General features: G+C 56.2%; 17 protein-coding genes. 12 read left to right on the top strand and 5 right to left on the bottom strand.

The features are described from left to right. The first annotated feature begins 7 nt into the window (after positions 1–7). Genes bchM through ACIQ47_RS00610 form a run of 12 tightly spaced genes read left to right on the top strand, consistent with a single transcriptional unit; the run spans position 8 to position 10,324 of the window. On the top strand, positions 8–706 hold the full coding sequence (gene bchM / locus ACIQ47_RS00665) for a magnesium protoporphyrin IX methyltransferase (RefSeq protein ID WP_396436340.1): 699 nt from the start codon (positions 8–10) through the stop codon (positions 704–706). Beyond that, positions 703–2,139 carry a BCD family MFS transporter gene (locus tag ACIQ47_RS00660; RefSeq protein ID WP_396436339.1) on the top strand — a complete coding sequence of 479 codons (1,437 nt, stop codon included), beginning with the start codon at positions 703–705 and terminating at the stop codon, positions 2,137–2,139. Before bchM ends, ACIQ47_RS00660 begins: the two co-directional genes overlap by 4 nt. Then, a complete protein-coding gene (puhA, locus tag ACIQ47_RS00655; protein ID WP_396436338.1) occupies positions 2,140–2,922 on the top strand; it encodes a photosynthetic reaction center subunit H in 783 nt (260 codons plus the stop codon). A 46-nt stretch (positions 2,923–2,968) separates the two neighbouring features. Continuing rightward, positions 2,969–3,640: a photosynthetic complex putative assembly protein PuhB gene (gene puhB, locus ACIQ47_RS00650; protein WP_396436337.1), complete on the top strand. Its 672-nt coding sequence runs from the start codon at positions 2,969–2,971 to the stop codon at positions 3,638–3,640. Next, the gene (gene puhC, locus ACIQ47_RS00645; RefSeq protein ID WP_396436336.1) at positions 3,637–4,107 is read left to right on the top strand and encodes a photosynthetic complex assembly protein PuhC; all 471 of its coding nucleotides are present in this window, start codon (positions 3,637–3,639) and stop codon (positions 4,105–4,107) included. Before puhB ends, puhC begins: the two co-directional genes overlap by 4 nt. A gap of 41 nt (positions 4,108–4,148) precedes the next feature. Further along, positions 4,149–5,225 (top strand): magnesium-protoporphyrin IX monomethyl ester (oxidative) cyclase, encoded by a 1,077-nt coding sequence (gene acsF / locus ACIQ47_RS00640; RefSeq protein WP_396436335.1) that lies wholly within the window; start codon positions 4,149–4,151, stop codon positions 5,223–5,225. 31 nt (positions 5,226–5,256) lie between these two features. Beyond that, positions 5,257–6,060: a putative photosynthetic complex assembly protein PuhE gene (gene puhE / locus ACIQ47_RS00635; RefSeq protein WP_396436334.1), complete on the top strand. Its 804-nt coding sequence runs from the start codon at positions 5,257–5,259 to the stop codon at positions 6,058–6,060. Positions 6,061–6,079: 19 nt separating this feature from the next. Continuing rightward, positions 6,080–7,663, top strand: a complete 1,584-nt coding sequence (locus ACIQ47_RS00630; protein WP_396436333.1) for a phytoene desaturase — start codon at positions 6,080–6,082, stop codon at positions 7,661–7,663. Further along, positions 7,644–8,723: a phytoene/squalene synthase family protein gene (locus ACIQ47_RS00625; protein WP_396436332.1), complete on the top strand. Its 1,080-nt coding sequence runs from the start codon at positions 7,644–7,646 to the stop codon at positions 8,721–8,723. The genes ACIQ47_RS00630 and ACIQ47_RS00625 overlap by 20 nt, the downstream gene beginning before the upstream one ends. A gap of 6 nt (positions 8,724–8,729) precedes the next feature. Further along, positions 8,730–8,939, top strand: a complete 210-nt coding sequence (locus tag ACIQ47_RS00620) for a hypothetical protein (RefSeq protein ID WP_396436331.1) — start codon at positions 8,730–8,732, stop codon at positions 8,937–8,939. Beyond that, positions 8,929–9,381 carry a DUF2269 family protein gene (locus ACIQ47_RS00615; RefSeq protein ID WP_396436330.1) on the top strand — a complete coding sequence of 151 codons (453 nt, stop codon included), beginning with the start codon at positions 8,929–8,931 and terminating at the stop codon, positions 9,379–9,381. Before ACIQ47_RS00620 ends, ACIQ47_RS00615 begins: the two co-directional genes overlap by 11 nt. A gap of 13 nt (positions 9,382–9,394) precedes the next feature. Beyond that, a complete protein-coding gene (locus ACIQ47_RS00610; protein WP_396436329.1) occupies positions 9,395–10,324 on the top strand; it encodes an SDR family NAD(P)-dependent oxidoreductase in 930 nt (309 codons plus the stop codon). Between the two features lie 5 nt (positions 10,325–10,329). Here the strand turns inward: ACIQ47_RS00610 and ACIQ47_RS00605 are convergent, their stop codons facing one another. From ACIQ47_RS00605 to pufM, 5 genes are all read right to left on the bottom strand, one after another. Then, positions 10,330–11,163, bottom strand: coding sequence for a carotenoid 1,2-hydratase (locus ACIQ47_RS00605; protein WP_396436328.1), 834 nt, complete (start codon positions 11,161–11,163; stop codon positions 10,330–10,332). A 38-nt stretch (positions 11,164–11,201) separates the two neighbouring features. Further along, positions 11,202–12,755, bottom strand: a complete 1,554-nt coding sequence (crtD, locus tag ACIQ47_RS00600) for a 1-hydroxycarotenoid 3,4-desaturase CrtD (protein ID WP_396436327.1) — start codon at positions 12,753–12,755, stop codon at positions 11,202–11,204. Next, positions 12,748–13,458 (bottom strand): spheroidene monooxygenase, encoded by a 711-nt coding sequence (locus tag ACIQ47_RS00595; protein WP_396436326.1) that lies wholly within the window; start codon positions 13,456–13,458, stop codon positions 12,748–12,750. Before ACIQ47_RS00595 ends, crtD begins: the two co-directional genes overlap by 8 nt. Positions 13,459–13,522: 64 nt before the next feature. Further along, the gene (gene pufC / locus ACIQ47_RS00590) at positions 13,523–14,542 is read right to left on the bottom strand and encodes a photosynthetic reaction center cytochrome PufC (RefSeq protein ID WP_396436325.1); all 1,020 of its coding nucleotides are present in this window, start codon (positions 14,540–14,542) and stop codon (positions 13,523–13,525) included. Next, on the bottom strand, positions 14,539–15,513 hold the full coding sequence (gene pufM, locus ACIQ47_RS00585; protein WP_396436324.1) for a photosynthetic reaction center subunit M: 975 nt from the start codon (positions 15,511–15,513) through the stop codon (positions 14,539–14,541). The genes pufC and pufM overlap by 4 nt, the downstream gene beginning before the upstream one ends.

The following is a 15,513-nucleotide window of genomic DNA, read 5'->3' as shown; positions in this document are numbered from 1 at the left end:
TTGAACCATGAGTGACATCACTTACGAACAACGCCGCGGCCAAATCGAAAACTACTTCGATCGCACAGCCGCTGCCGCTTGGGAAAAATTGACCTCTGATGCGCCGGTGGGCCGCATTCGCGCCTCGGTGCGTGCAGGGCGCGATCAAATGAGGTCAACCTTGGTGTCATGGTTGGGTCAAGACCTCAAAGGCAAACGCATTTTGGATGCAGGCTGTGGCACAGGTGCACTGGCGGTTGAAGCAGCACGCTTGGGCGCTCAGGTGGTGGCCATTGATTTGTCCCCCACCTTGGTCGACTTGGCGCGGGAAAGAATTCCAGACGACATCGCGCACTTGGTGGAATTTCACAGCGGCGACATGCTCGACAAAGCCCTGGGCCAGTTTGACCATGTGGTGGCGATGGATTCCATCATTCACTACGACACCGAGGATGCTGTTCATGCACTGGCACAGTTGGCTGAGCGCACCAGCCAGTCCATTGTGTTCACCTTTGCGCCCCGCACGCCCATGTTGGCTTTGATGATCTCTGTGGGTCGCTTGCTGCCAAGGGGCGACCGTGCACCTTGGCTAGAGCCGATGGCTGAGACACGCATTGCGGAGTTGATGAAGACGCATCCATCGTTGAACGGCTGGCAATGTGCCCGCGCACACAAAGTGTCGAGCGGCTTTTACAAATCCAAAGCGATGGAGTGGATCCGCTCATGAGAGCCAAAACGTTTGCCAAGTTTGCCAAGCAAATGCCTGTGAATTGGCTGCCGTTTGCGGACGTGGCCAGCCCAGGCTTGCCGATGGCGCGTTTGTTGCGCTTGTCACTGTTCAAGTTCACCATGGGCATCACCACCGCCTTGATGATCGGCACGCTGAATCGGGTCATGATTGTGGAATTGTTTGTCCCCGCTTGGTTGGTGGCATTGATGTTGGCCCTTCCCTTGCTGGTGGCGCCGTTCAGGGCGGTCACGGGCTACCATTCCGATGTCCACATCTCCGCCTTTGGATGGCGCCGGGTGCCTTACATGTGGGGCGGCACATTGATTCAATTTTTAGGGCTTGCGGTCATGCCGTTTGCATTGCTGGTCTTGTCGGGGGGTGGGCAGGTCCCCGTGCCTGACTGGGTGGGTCAGGGCGCTGCTGCCATCGCATTCTTGATGGTGGGTGCAGGTTTGCAAACCTCGCAAACCGCAGGTCTGGCCTTGGCCACGGATCAAGCCAGTGAAGAGACCCGGCCACGCGTCGTGGCCCTGATGTACACCATGCTCTTGGTGGGGGCCGTCTTTGGCAGTTTGGCGTACAGCTTTTTACTCGCCACCTTTACACCCGAAATTTTGGTTCAGGTCGTGCAAGGTACGGCGCTGGTGGTGTTGCTGCTCAACGGTGTCGCGCTTTGGAAGCAAGAGCCCCGCAATCACGAGCGTGTCAAGGCGATGAAAACCGAAATTCGCCGCCCATTCAAAGAGGTTTGGGCAGAATTTATTGCTCTACCCAACGCGAGGCGCTTCTTATGGGCCACGGCTTTGGGCACCATGGGATTCAACATGCAGGACATTGTTCTTGAACCCTATGGCGGCGAAATTCTGAAATTGAGTGTGGGCGCCACCAGTGCTCTGACAGCGATGCTGTCTGCGGGTGGCTTGTTGGGCTTTTATGTGGCTGGCCGCCAATTGGCCAAAGGCATAGACCCCATGCGGCTGGCAGCCTATGGGGCATTGGCAGGCTTGCCTGCATTTGCAGCCGTGATTTTTTCAGCGCCTTTGGATGCGGGTTGGCTGTTCAGGTTTGGCGCCATGGGCATTGGCTTTGGTGGTGGCTTGTTTGCGGTCGGCACTTTGTTCACCGCCATGCGCATTGAGTCCAATTTCATAGGCTTGGCCTTGGGTGCTTGGGGGGCTGTGCAAGCGGCAGCCGCTGGCCTGTCGATGTTCTTTGGCGGTGCGTTGCGCGACATCATGAACACATTGGCCTCGCAAGGCGCTTTGGGCGAAGGTTTGACGGACCCCTCGGTGGGGTACAGCATGGTCTACCACGTTGAAATGCTGTTGTTGTTTCTCACCCTGATTGCTGTGGGGCCCCTGGTCAAACGCAGCAGCTCTTTTTCAATCGCTGTCCCCTCAACCCTCGGTTTGACCGAGTCACGCATTTAATTGTTCAAAGGAGAAGACGTTATGCAAACAGTTGGCAACATCACGGGTTATGTCGATTTAGCCCAAATCCTGCTTTATGTATTCTGGCTATTTTTTGCTGGCCTGATTTGGTACTTGGTCACCGAAAACCACCGCGAAGGCTATCCCATGGAGTCCAGCAGCAGCGGACGCGCTGTGGTCAAGGGCTTTCCCATTCCAGCCCCCAAAACTTTCTTGCTCGAAGGTGGCAAAACGGTCACGGTTCCAGACCTCACACGGAAAGAACCGGCTTACAACGCCGTGGCAACCAATCGCAGTTCTGGCTCTCCCATTGAGCCCAAAGGGAACGCCATGACCGCCGCCATCGGCCCAGGCGCGTACACGATGCGCGAGGATGTCCCCGAGCGGACATCCCATGGCGTGCCTCTGATTCAACCTTTGCGGATCGCCAACGATTACACCGTCGCACCACAGGACGTCGACCCACGCGGTCTGCCCGTCATGGCTGGCGATGGCAAACAAGGCGGCACGGTCAAGGACATTTGGATAGATTCTGCTGAAATGATGTTCCGATATTTGGAAGTTGAAATCGCGGGTGGTCGTACCGTTTTGCTGCCCATCACGTTTTCCCTAATTCGCAGAAACCAGGTAGAAGTGCATGCTCTCTATGCTCGCCATTTCGCAGATGTGCCTGCCCTGAAAAATCCAGACCAAGTCACAAAATTGGAAGAAGAAAAAATCAGTGCTTACTACGGGGCCGGAACTTTGTATGCCGATGCCCAACGCAGTGAGCCGCTGATTTAAAGCTTCACGGCCATGCGTGTTGAATGAACAGCTGAAGAGGAATCAAATGCCCATCGAAAACCTTGGTCATGAATACGAGTTTGAACCGCAGTACGGCCTGCCTGAAAGGTTGCCGTCTGATGAGTTCATAGTTTGGCAAGGCTCACCCGAAGTCGCAGCACTGGCCTCTTCGGCCTTTCATATCAAAAAGCTGGTCATCTATTTTGCGGTGCTCATTGTGGCCTGCGCGTGGCCGGCTTTGGAAGCAAGTGCTGGTGTCATGGCAGTGCTGCTGTCCATCCAATGGATTACGCCACTGGCCCTCGTTGGCCTAGGTTCCGTGTGGCTCATGGCTTACATGACCTCTCGCACGACGGTTTACACCTTGACCAACAAGCGGGTGGTCATGCGTTTGGGCATCGTATTCACCGTGTCGTTCAACTTCCCGTTGAAACAAGTGGCATCAGCCGATATTCGGACGCTGCAGAACGGCTTTGGGGACATCACCTTGGCGTTGAAAGGTTCAGACCGCATTGCATGGATTCATTTATGGCCCAGTGTGAGGCCCTGGAAAATAAACCAACCAGAGCCCACCCTGCGCGCCATTCCCCATGTTCAAGAGGTTTCCGCCAAGTTGCGAGATGCATGGTCACAAAATACAGGCCAGCCTGCCCATGCGACTGCTTCCGTCACGATTGGAAAATCCAATTCAAATGAACTTCAAGTGAGTCTGACATGAGCGGATTGCAAGCATCCACCTTGACACGCAAAGCCACACCGGATCACTTCCCTCAGTGGGTTTTGTATTGCGCGGCGGGCATCATCGCGTTCTCGCTCATTTCTGTCGGCCTCGTTCGCATCACCGGCAACGGTCCAGACCAAAAAGCCGCAACCCCCACTGTCCAACGATCACTGGTTTTTCAGGATCACCATGACGGTGGTGTCCGTGTGGAAGACGGCGTGACTGGAAAAACTTTGACGGTTTTGCACGGCGAGCAAGGCTTTGTTCGAGGCACTCTGCGTGCCTTGACGCGTGAGAGGTACTCACGGGGCATTGGTTCTGAGTTGCCCTTTGAATTGATTGCCCGCGTGGATGGCCGCGTCACTTTGTTTGACCCGAGCACTGGACAACGGGTGGACTTGGAGTCATTTGGACCGACCAATACGGGTGAATTTGCACGGTTCTTGGCCATGCAGCCCGAATAAAGACGCAACAGCTTTGTTTTAAGAAACTGGAATATTCGTTTATGCAAACCGCCTCAACCATTGACAGCGCTGAAAAAGCATCCCAAAAAGCCGTTGAGAGCACGATGCTCAGCCCACGCTTTTATACGACAGACTTTGCTGCCATGGACAAACTGGACGTGTCCCCCATGCGAGCGGAGTGGGACAAAATGATGGCGGAATACGAGGGTGACAACAACCACGATCACTTCCAGCGTGATGAAGCGTTTGCCAAAGAAGTGGCCGAAAGATTCTCTCAAGTCAGTCCTGAAATGCGCCAAGAGTTTTTAGACTTTTTGATTTCATCACTCACTTCCGAGTTTTCGGGTTGCATTCTGTACAACGAAATTTTTAAATATGTGGAGAACCCCGATATCAAACAGCTGATGCGTTACATGGCGCGAGATGAGTCTCGCCATGCCAGTTTCATCAACCAGTCCTTGAAGGACTTTGGCTTGGGTATCGACTTGGGTAATTTGAAACGCACCAAGGCTTACACCTACTTCAAGCCCAAGTACATTTTTTACGCGACCTATTTGTCCGAGAAAATTGGCTACGCCCGTTACATCACCATTTACCGTCAATTGGAAAAGAATCCGGACAAACGCTTCCACCCCATTTTCAGGTGGTTTGAGCGCTGGTGCAACGACGAGTTCCGCCATGGCGAATCTTTTGCCTTGATCATGCGCGCCAACCCGCATTTGCTGCGGGGCGGCAATGTGTATTGGATCCGATTTTTCTTGGTGGCCGTCTATGCCACGATGTATGTTCGTGATCACACCCGCCCCATGCTCCACCAGGAGATGGGTTTGGAGTCGGGCACCTACGATTACGAAGTGTTCCGCATCACCAACGAAATCACCAAGCAAGTATTTCCTGTCAGCTTGGACATCGACAACCCCGTCTTCAGGGATTGCTTGTCCCAGTTGTTCCATGTGCAAACCCAAATGGATGCGGCCAAAGCCAAGGGTGGTTTGGTGGGGAACTTACAGCGAGCGCGTTGGGCCATTTCGGGCGGTTTCACCTTCCTTCGCTTGTACTTTTTGCCGGTCAAACACCATGCGCTGCCCGAAGATGTTCGCATGGTGCCCGCCTGGTGATTTTGCAATCCACCCAATCTGAAAGCCAAGGATGACCGACACCTTGATGGCATTGGGATTTGCGATTTTTATCTGGTGGTTCAGCACGGGCATTGTGATCCTTTTGAATCGCATGTCGCGTACTGCAGTCACCTTGAGCTTGGTCATTTCTTCTGCGCTTGGCATTGGCGCTTTGATGGGTTTGTCCCATACCGCTCAGCAAACCGGCATCATGGGGGCCTATTGCGCTTTCACCTGTGCCTTGCTGGCTTGGGGTTGGAACGAGTTGAGTTTTCTCACGGGCTGGATCACCGGTCCACAAAAAACAGCCATCTTGAAAAGCACAACAGGTTGGCCTCGGTTTGCAGCCTCCTTCAATGCAGTGGTTTGGCACGAATTGGCCATCCTCATGGTGGGCTTGGCCATTGTGGCCATCACCTGGGATGCGCCCAACCAAGTGGGAACAGGCACTTATATGGTTTTATGGACCATGCGCACCAGTGCCAAGCTGAACCTGTTTTTGGGTGTGCGCAACCTGAGTGAAGAATTCTTGCCTGTGCACTTGGCGTATTTGGAAAGTTTCTTCAAGCGCCGCCGCATGAACGCATTTTTTCCCTTCGCTGTGGTCTCCGCCAGCGCCTGTTTGTGGTGGCTGGTTGACTTTGTAAATCAGCCCATGACCACACCTGCGCAAGTGGTGGGCTCGGTCCTGGTGGGCACCATGTTGGCATTGGCCATTCTTGAACACCTGATGCTGGTGCTGCCACTGGACACCACGGCATTGTGGCGCTGGGCCATTCGCAAGCAGAACACACAAGCCCCTGCGCCCTACGCGGCGCATGTGCCGCCGGTTTAGCCCGCCCACTTGGAATTTAATGACAAATCTCTACAAATCCATCCATTTCAACGCAGGCTCAGGTGACGGTGGTGGTCTTCAAAACCACCCCACAGGCTCAGCGTCAGATTTGGGAGATCGTGCACCGACGGCCATTGTGATTGGCACTGGTTTTGGTGGCTTGGCTGCCGCCATCCGTTTGAGCGTCAAAGGTTACCGCGTTCAAATGCTGGAGAAACTCGATGCACCGGGTGGCCGCGCCTATGTGCACAAACAAGACGGTTTTACCTTTGACGCGGGCCCCACCATCATCACCTTGCCGCACCTGATTGCCGAGCTGTTCACGCTGTGTGGACGAGAGATGAAAGACCACGTCGATCTGCGCTTGATGTCGCCCTTCTACCGCATCCGTTTTGACGATGGCACGCACTTTGACTACAGCAACAACGACGAGCAAATGCTCGAGCAAATTGCCAAGTTCAGCCCCGAAGATGTACAAGGTTTCAAGAACTTGATGGTGGCTTCCGAGAAGTGTTTCCAGCTCGGTTTTGTCGAGCTAGGCATGGTGCCCTTTGAAACCATTGGCGATGTGATCAAGGCCATGCCCAATTTGGTCCGCATGCAAGCTTGGCGCTCCATTTACAGCTTGGTGGCCCAGCACATCAAGCATCCCAAATTGCGCATCGTCATGAGCTTTCACCCCTTGCTCATTGGCGGCAATCCTTATTCAGTCACTTGCGTCTATTCCCTCATCCATTCATTAGAGCGCCGCTGGGGCGTTCACTCTGCCATGGGCGGCACCGGTGCCATTGTCAAAGAACTGGTCAAGCTGCTGGATGAACGCCAAGTGCCCATTCGCTACAACGCGCCCGTCACACGCATCCGTGTTGAGGACGGCCGAGCCCAAGGCGTCGAGTTGGCCAATGGCGAATATTTGCCTGCCGACATTGTGGTGAGCAATGGCGATGCCTCTTGGACTTACCGTCACCTCATCGAACCGCAGCACCGCAAACATTGGACCGACAAACGGATTGCCAAAGGCAAGTATTCGTCGGGCTTGTTCGTTTGGTATTTCGGCACGGATCGAAAGTACGAAGATGTGCCCCACCACATGATGGTCTTGGGCCCTCGCTACAAAGGCTTGCTGCAAGATATTTTCAAAAACCACAAGCTGTCCAAAGATTTCAGTTTGTATTTGTACCGCCCAACCGCCACCGACCCTTCTTTGGCACCTGAGGGCTGCGACAGTTTTTATGCACTCTCGGTGGTCCCCAACTTGAGCAGTGAAACCGATTGGCCTGCCATCACTGAGCAGTACCGCGATGCCATTGCCACCGTGCTGCAAGAAAGTGTGTTGCCCGATCTGAAGCAGCACGTGGTGTCGTCCAAGGTCACCACGCCGCAAGATTTCCAAGACCGTTTGTGGTCCTACAAAGGGGCAGGTTTTGGTCTCGAGCCCATCTTGGTTCAAAGTGCATGGTTTCGGCCGCACAACAGATGCCAAGATGTTGAAGGTTTATTCATGGTGGGTGCCAGCAGCCAGCCCGGCGCAGGCGTACCCAGTGTCTTGATGTCCGCAAAAATGCTTGAACAGGTGGTTCCCGATGTCAAATCTTTCGTCTGACCACAGCTTGAAATCAACGCCCGTGTCTATGCCTTATGACTTAGAGGCTTGTACAGAACTGATGCGCGGAGGTTCCAAATCTTTTTTTGCAGCTTCCAGGTTGTTGCCGGCCCGTTTGCGACCACCCGCGATCGCGCTATACGCATTTTGCCGCTTGGCCGACGACGCGATTGACGATGGCGATGACCCGGTTTTGGCTATGGCCGATTTGAAGTCGCGCTTAGCGGCCATCTATGCAGGACGTCCCGGCACCGAAGATGCCGACCGCGCTTTGACGGTGGTGGTTCATCGTTACGGTATTCCTTGTGGCTTGCTGGAGGCTTTGCTGGATGGTTTCTTGTGGGACTCTCAAGGCCGCCGTTACGAAACTATGGCCGATGTCGAAGCCTATGGCGCCAGAGTTGCGGGCACCGTCGGCGCCATGATGTCCATCATCATGGGGGCGAGCACAGACACGGCCATTGCACGCGCCAGTGAGCTGGGCGTGGCCATGCAATTGACCAACATTGCCAGAGACATCGGCGACGACGCGCGCATGGGGCGCTTGTACATTCCGCGAGCATGGTTCCGTGAAATTGGCATGGACGCCGACGCTTGGTTGGCCAACCCAGTTTTCGATTCCCGCATTGCAGGTTTCACGCAGCGCTTGTTGTTGCGTGCGGACGCCCTTTACCGCAGAGGCGAGTTTGGTTTGGCTGAATTGCCCTGGGATTGCCGCCCGGCCATACAGGCTGCCCGTTTGGTCTATGCCGAAATCGGCAAACAATTGGAACGCGAAGGCCTCAACTCTGTGAACCACCGCACGGTGGTTTCAACTGCGCGCAAACTGGCCTTGATTGCCAAAGCGACCGCCGTGGCGGTCAAGGCACCTGTGTTGCCCGATGTCCCTTTGAGTCCCGTGCCCGCCATCCATTATTTGGTGGACATCGTGAGCTGCGAGCGGCATTCACTGTCCATCCAAAAGCCTTGGACCGTGCCTTCTCGAAGCTTCGACCAACGCGTGGCGTGGATGTTGGATTTGTTCGGCCGCTTGGAGCAACGTGAAAGAGCGGAGCGCTGAACGGTCGTGTCACTGAAAGTCATTGAAGTCCTGGTGCTGCTGATCGCTGGCTTTTTGTTTTTCGCCTGGCAATGGCGCGATTTGAAAAAAGCCCGGGAAATCACACGCCAGCAAAACGAAAAACAGGCTCGTTCAGAGCCCTCCTCCGCTACAAACAAGTCCGCTCAACCGAGCACAGAACCTCCGGGCACTGAGAAAGGGTCAGATGGAGGTTAATCTGAAAATTTTGCACCTGGTGTGTGCTTGCTTGTTTTTGGGCAATGTGATCATCAGCGGCATTTGGGCCTTGTTGGCCGAACGCACGCGCAACCACACCATCATCAGCTTCAGCAACCGATTGGTGCTCATCACCGATGTTTTGTTCACCTTGACAGGTGCTGTGGGCGTGGTGTGGACAGGTCATCTGATGGCCCATTCTTTTGGCGGTGAGGCCAACCAACTTTGGATTCAATGGTCCTATGTTTTGCTCAGTTTTTCAGGCTTGATTTGGATCGGTGTCTTGGTGCCCATTCAACTCAAACAACGCGCCTTGCTGCGCAAAAGCACCACACTGGGTGAAGACTATTGGCGTCTGTCACGCATCTGGCAAATTTCGGGGGCGATTGCCACCTTGTTGCCGCTGCCTATTGTTTACCTGATGGTCACCAAAGCTGCTTGAAACAGTCCCTGGCATGACCGCGACTGAACCCACCTTCAAGCCCTTTTGGGGCAAAAGCAAGCACGTGGTGGTGATCACAGGTGCTGCCTCTGGCATTGGCGCGGCCACGGCCTTGGAGGTGATGGCACAAGGGGGTACACCGGTTTTGGTGGATTGCGATGCAGAGCCCTTGGCCGACATGGCGCTGCGCTGTGGTCCCAACACCTTGTATTGCGTGGCCGATGTCACGCACCTCGACGCCATGCACCAAGTGGTGGCCCAAACACTGTCGGTGCATGGCCAAATCGACGTGGTCTTTGCCAACGCGGGGGTGGCCGCTTTTGGGCCCTTGGCCCATGTCGACCCGAGTGCTTGGCGTCGCTGTATTGAAGTGAATGTTTTTGGTGTTTTCAACACCGTGCGAGCGGCCTTGCCGGCCCTGATGCAGCAGCAAGGCTATGTGTTGATCAATGCCTCCGTGTCTTCGTTTGCTCACCCACCGGTGATGTCGGCCTATGCGGCCAGCAAATCGGCCGTGGAAGCCATGGGCAATGCCTGGCGCATCGAGCTGGCAGCGCACCGCGTCGGCGTGGGCGTCTTGCACGCCGGGTGGGTACGCACCCCCTTGGTCACAGAAGGGGCCTTGCACCCAGGTTTTGTTCGCTTGCGCGCCACCATGCCAGGCCCATTGAACGGCGAATCTTCGGCACCCGATGCAGCGCGTGTCATTGTGCGCGGCATGGCCAAGCGAGAGCGAAGGGTATGGCTGCCCGGGTGGATGCGCATTTTGTTTGCACTGCGGGCCTTCTTGCACATGCCATTTGCCGAGCGCCAATTGCTGCGTGCAGCCCCTGAAATTGAGGCCCTTTATTTGGAAGGATTGGCCGCTGAAGGGGCTTTGGCCTCCAGCTTTGGCCCCCGAGAGCGAGAGCGAACTTTGCATCGGGCCCGGCAAAAAAGATGATCCGTTCACGCCCGTCTGGGCATGCGCCAAGGCAACATGAATCGCACCGGCCATGAGACCAGCCTGGGAATGTCCAAAGACTCGTGCACCGCAGTCACTGGCTCAGACTGCCATTGGGTGCGCAGCAATGAACGCACATAAAAAGGCGTGTCTTCCAAGGTGCTGATGATTTCTGGTGGATGGCCCGCCTCGCTGGACATGCTGCGGGCAATGCGCCAACCCGATGACGGCAAAGCATGCCGCGGCGGCGCGTCAAAGGCCACGTGGCTGCCATCCGGCGAGAATCGCTGCGCCACCACCCGCCCTGGCCCCGTCAAAGGCCTGACGTCGTAGACGACATTGGTATCGCCATTGGCCATCTCTGCACGCGCCCAATCCCAGTCTTTGAAACCGTTTTCTACCGGCTCATCGCCTTCATTCGAGTCCATGTAGGCGTGACCTCGCCAACTCAGGCCCGGACTGCTCATGTCCACCTCGATGCGCGAACAAGGGGCAATCGGACCCCAGCGGTGACGCCCTGCGTGGTCCAAAGGCGTGACAAAACGGCACAGCCCCTCAGGGCGCACCGTCACGCGGCCGCGCACACGCATGGGCCATGGGACATTGATTTCATCTATGTCTATCGTCAGGGCTTGGCCATCCCAATGCAAGCTGCTGGGCCCCATCTTGAATTGCTGCGCGCTGCGCGACGTGTGTTGACGCCCCCGCTCGGTCATGGTCCAGCGCTTGCCACCTTTGCCGTACAGCGCAACGTTCAAGGCGCAGAAATTTTCGGGATCGGCCACACCACCGCCTTGGCGGCGCGCCCAAGCGTAGTAAGGCGAAAACACACTGCCCACAAAAGCGATGATGGTCAGGCCATTTTGGCCATCATCACTCAGCGCATCGACGTACCACCAGAGATAACCACCCGGCGCGACGGTTTGGTCAAACCGAGGTCCGCCATCAGCGTCGCGGCCGCCAGACGCCCCGACATGGCTGCCATGGGCACGCCCGGCCCCGGGTGCACGCTGCCCCCCGCTGTATACAAGCCCGGTATGTTGCTGCGCGCACTGGGGCGCGAGAAGGCCGACATCCAACCGTGTGTCGCTTGGCCATAGAGTGCGCCCCCGCTGCCCGGGAACAGGTGGGCAAAGTCCTGTGGCAAGGTGCGCACCACCTGCTGGGGCGAGGCTGTTATCTCCAAGCCACAGCGGCGCATCAGCGCCAAACTGCTCGATTCGCATGCTTGAACCTCCGAAAAATTGAATGTGCGCACATCACCATCCGCTGGCGCATTGACCAAGCACAACAGCCTTTCCAAGCCTGGTTGGGCCAGACCGTGGTCGCTGCGGTCTTGTGCACAAACATAGACGGTTCCCTGTGTGGGTAAATTGCGTTTGTTGAAAATATCATCGAATTCACGGCGGTAGTCTTGATTGAAAAATACGTTGTGTCGCACCAGGTCGAAACCCTGGGTCTGCGCATGCATGGACAGGGTGAATGCCGACAAAGAACGCTGTGCTGGCGTCACCGGTGCAAAGCGACTCATCAACTCTTGACCCAAGAGGCCCTGGGCCAGCGCCGCGACATCGCCATTGAAAACCACATGCTCGGCGGGTACCCGCTCACCCGATGCCAACTGCACACCATTGACTCGGCCGCCGTCCGTCTCAATGCGCTCGCAGCGGCTGTTGTAACGCAGCTTGACACCCCGGTTTTCAGCCAACTGAGCCAGCGCCTGCGCCACCCGGTGCATGCCGCCTGCGACCGACCAAACGCCGTCGAGCTCCACTTGCGCCACCAGCATCAAAGTGGCAGGGGCAGACCAGGGTGAAGAACCGCAATAAGTGGCGTAGCGGCCAAACAGCTGCTGCAAACGCGGGTCGTGAAAGTGCCGCCCCAAGCTGCGCCATAAACTGGCAAATGGGCCCAAGCCCGTGAGGGTGGCCACCCCACTCCACCCCAAATCGCCCACCATGCTGAGCAGGTCGGGGCGTTCACTGCGGATGTAGGGTTTTTCCAGGGTGTTGTACAAATTCCGAGCTTGTTCGCAAAAGCCCAAAAAGCGCCTCGCCTCTTGGGGGCTGCTGAATTGGGCGATGGCTTCGGCGGTGCGGGACGTGTCGGCATGCAGATCGAGTGTGGGCGAGCTGCCATCCCAAGCATGGCGCGCCAAAACCCCAATGGGCTCGAGTTGCAAAATATCTTCCAGTGAAGTGCCCAACTCTTGCAGCATTTGGTCTAAAACCCAACGCATGGTGAACACCGTGGGGCCGGCATCAACACCCACCCCGTCAACCTGCACTTGCCGAATTTTGCCGCCGGGGGTGCTGGCACTTTCAAGCAAGGTGACATCCAGCCCATGGTGAGCCAAAACCAGCGCACTGACCAGTCCCCCAATGCCGGCACCCACCACCACCACACGCGGGGTTTGACCGGTCTTAAGCATAGGACTTGCCTTGCCACTGGCCCTGCACCTGCAAAGGCACAAACCGGGCGAACATGGACTCGGCAAAATAGCCATGTTGTGCGGCCGCTTGAATGGCTTGCAAATGGGCGCCTGAACGTGCATAGGCGTTCATGTCGGCCACGCTGTCCCAGATGGTGAGGGTCGCTTGTCGGAGCAAAGGGGCTTCGCCAAGACCAACGGCCAATTGACAGCCTTGGACCCCTTCCAGTGCGCGCTCAGAAGGGGGCGCGTGTCGCCAAAAAGCCGGGGCTTTGCCAAGCTTGATCGAGGCCCGTGTGAGCGCCGCCACCGGTCCATGGGTCGGTTCGGTGGCGGGGGCACTCAGCGAAAACCCATCCCATGTGCCACGACACGACCATGTTTGAAGTTTGACGCAGCAAAACTCGGCAGATCTTTGCCGGTATTTTTGAACCCATTGCGCGTGCGCCACGAAATCATCGGCAGTTTGTGCTGATTCAAACAAGGCAAACAAACCTTGTCGCGAGGCACTGGGCTTCAAGCCAAAGCCGCCTTCGTGGCCACTGCCCAGCAATTTCGCAAACAGCAAGCCTGGGACGCCGCGCAAAGCGGCGGAGCCCTGGACTATGCGCAACCAACCCCACCACCTTGAAGACTGAACGATGTCAGCCAGCAAGACAACGACCACTTGGCCTTTGACAAATTCTGATTGCCCCAGATGCATGAGCCCAGTTTCCATGAAAAAAGGCCTGCACCGCAACGGGTGCAGGCCTGATGAGTTTCAGAGTTTAAGGCTTTGCCAAAACTTGGAGCTCAGGATAGTCTTTGGCCATCTGCGCACCATAAAGTGGCTTGAAAGCACCCTGATGGCAGGTTGAGCAATTGACTTTGGCCACATCCCCTTTGGCACCTAAGCGATGCGCTGGGAAGGTATCGGTCAGGGGCGTCATGAACTCATTGTTCAATTCACGCGCCATCCGAATGCCATACCAAGAGGTCACCCGTTGCGGCCTGGACTCCTCCCAGGATTGGAAGTTGCGTGTGTTGTGGCAGTAAGTACAGTTCACACCCAGGGAATCTGACATGTGCACCATCAAGGAATACGTGTATTCGGCTTGCTTGGTCGATGCACGGTTGGCGTTGGAGCCCACACCTGCCATGGCTTCATTGCCGTTGACCCGGATAGGCAAAGCGTCTTTGAGGTAAGGCGTGAAAGGATCGAATGGCAGCGAAGAAAGTCCCGCTTCTTTGGTGGCCATGTTTTGCCCAGCCAAATCGCCCAACAAGCTGTTCGCATACTTGCGGTCTTTGGGTGCATTCCAAACTTGCGTGGGCACGTTGTTGCCACGGTGGCAGGTGTAACACGTCACACCCGTATCCGCCACGTGGGTTTTCCAGTCTTGATTGACTTTTTGGGTCATTTCAATCATCCGTCTGGCCACCACCTTGGTGTACATGCTGTCATCTGCAAAGTTTTGAACGTTGTGACAGTAAGCGCAGCCCTGATCGGGTGCAACCCATTGCGTGATGGCCGCCATTTGACGGTTGAATTGGCCCACACTCAAGTCTCCCAGAACCTTCACGTTCTGATAAACCTCACTGGCTTTGGGACCCTCCGCCGAAGCGGCTTCTGCCGCGACAGGCGCTTGGTTCAAAGCGGCTTCCTTGGCCAAGGTTCTGGGGTTGTAGATTTGCTCCATGCCGGTGCCACGGTAGCCTGTTTGGACCGTTTCAATCGGCGGCCGCTCACAGCCCGACAGCAGCACGGCGGCACCCAAGCAAAGCGCTAATTTAGACAAAAATTTCATGGCTTCACTCCCAACAAAGCAGGATCGAGAACGACTGGGCTGACCAAGGGATAGGCAGGGACCACATGGTGTTTGACCGACCACAGGTACCAGTTGTCCACCACGGGACCCGTCAACAAGATGCCCACGCCGCCGACCAAAGGACACAGCACGGCAAACCACCAGGCCCAACGGTGGATGGACTCCATCGTGGCATTGAAGCCCATGGTCCAGCGCCAGAACAAGCCAGCACGCTCAGATGCGGTGCCGCGGTCCACAATTTGCTCGATCTCGCGCTCGCCGCCGTAACGACTCACCGCCAAAATGGTGGCGCCGTGCATGGCAAACAGCAAAACCGAGCCGTACAAGAAGACGATCGACAGCGCGTGGAATGGGTTGTAAAACAAATTGCCATGACGCAGCGACAAGGCAGACACCCAGTCCAGGTGAGGGAAGATGCCAAAGGGCACTGCCTCGGACCAACTGCCCATCATGATCGGACGGAAAAAACCGCACACCAGATACAACCAAATGGCTGCCGCATAAGCCCACGCCACATGAGTCCCAAGGCCCAATTGACGAGCGCGTCGGTAGGTTCTCGCCCACCACAGCATGATGGACACGGTGAGCATGAAGCCAACGATGAGCCACCATCCACCCTGCTCAAGGGGCGGAATACCCAAACCATAAGCAGGAGGCGGTGGCTCCAGCGCAAGCCAAAACAACTGACGCACCAACTGAATGGGATTCCAGTCAACGGACGCCAACATGTTGAAACCAATGATGTTGAAAGCGGCGATGCCGAAAATCAAGGAGGCAAGACCCAGCGTTCCTAAATAAACAGGGCCGATTTGGGCATTACCGATGCGCCCCAAGAGGTGCACCAAAAATGGTTGACCTGTTCGCTTGTCGTCCCCTCGGGGCAGGTCAACGCCGTCGTGCAAGGGCCCTACAGGCTGCACAGAGGTGAAAAGATTTTGATATTGAGACAT

Source organism: Limnohabitans sp., from assembly GCF_044373035.1.
Taxonomy (GTDB): domain Bacteria; phylum Pseudomonadota; class Gammaproteobacteria; order Burkholderiales; family Burkholderiaceae_C; genus Limnohabitans_A.
This window is presented reverse-complemented; position numbering and strand designations above follow the sequence as displayed.

Excerpts from the sequence above, each read along its gene's own strand:
- ACIQ47_RS00615 (WP_396436330.1), top strand. The coding sequence starts at position 8,929 with ATGGAGGTTAATCTGAAAATTTTGCACCTGGTGTGTGCTTGCTTGTTT.
- acsF (WP_396436335.1), top strand. The coding sequence starts at position 4,149 with ATGCAAACCGCCTCAACCATTGACAGCGCTGAAAAAGCATCCCAAAAA.
- crtD (WP_396436327.1), bottom strand. The coding sequence starts at position 12,755 with ATGCTTAAGACCGGTCAAACCCCGCGTGTGGTGGTGGTGGGTGCCGGC.
- ACIQ47_RS00595 (WP_396436326.1), bottom strand. The coding sequence starts at position 13,458 with ATGCATCTGGGGCAATCAGAATTTGTCAAAGGCCAAGTGGTCGTTGTC.
- ACIQ47_RS00625 (WP_396436332.1), top strand. The coding sequence starts at position 7,644 with ATGTCAAATCTTTCGTCTGACCACAGCTTGAAATCAACGCCCGTGTCT.
- puhB (WP_396436337.1), top strand. The coding sequence starts at position 2,969 with ATGCCCATCGAAAACCTTGGTCATGAATACGAGTTTGAACCGCAGTAC.
- ACIQ47_RS00660 (WP_396436339.1), top strand. The coding sequence starts at position 703 with ATGAGAGCCAAAACGTTTGCCAAGTTTGCCAAGCAAATGCCTGTGAAT.
- ACIQ47_RS00610 (WP_396436329.1), top strand. The coding sequence starts at position 9,395 with ATGACCGCGACTGAACCCACCTTCAAGCCCTTTTGGGGCAAAAGCAAG.
- ACIQ47_RS00630 (WP_396436333.1), top strand. The coding sequence starts at position 6,080 with ATGACAAATCTCTACAAATCCATCCATTTCAACGCAGGCTCAGGTGAC.
- bchM (WP_396436340.1), top strand. The coding sequence starts at position 8 with ATGAGTGACATCACTTACGAACAACGCCGCGGCCAAATCGAAAACTAC.
- puhC (WP_396436336.1), top strand. The coding sequence starts at position 3,637 with ATGAGCGGATTGCAAGCATCCACCTTGACACGCAAAGCCACACCGGAT.
- puhE (WP_396436334.1), top strand. The coding sequence starts at position 5,257 with ATGACCGACACCTTGATGGCATTGGGATTTGCGATTTTTATCTGGTGG.
- pufM (WP_396436324.1), bottom strand. The coding sequence starts at position 15,513 with ATGTCTCAATATCAAAATCTTTTCACCTCTGTGCAGCCTGTAGGGCCC.
- pufC (WP_396436325.1), bottom strand. The coding sequence starts at position 14,542 with ATGAAATTTTTGTCTAAATTAGCGCTTTGCTTGGGTGCCGCCGTGCTG.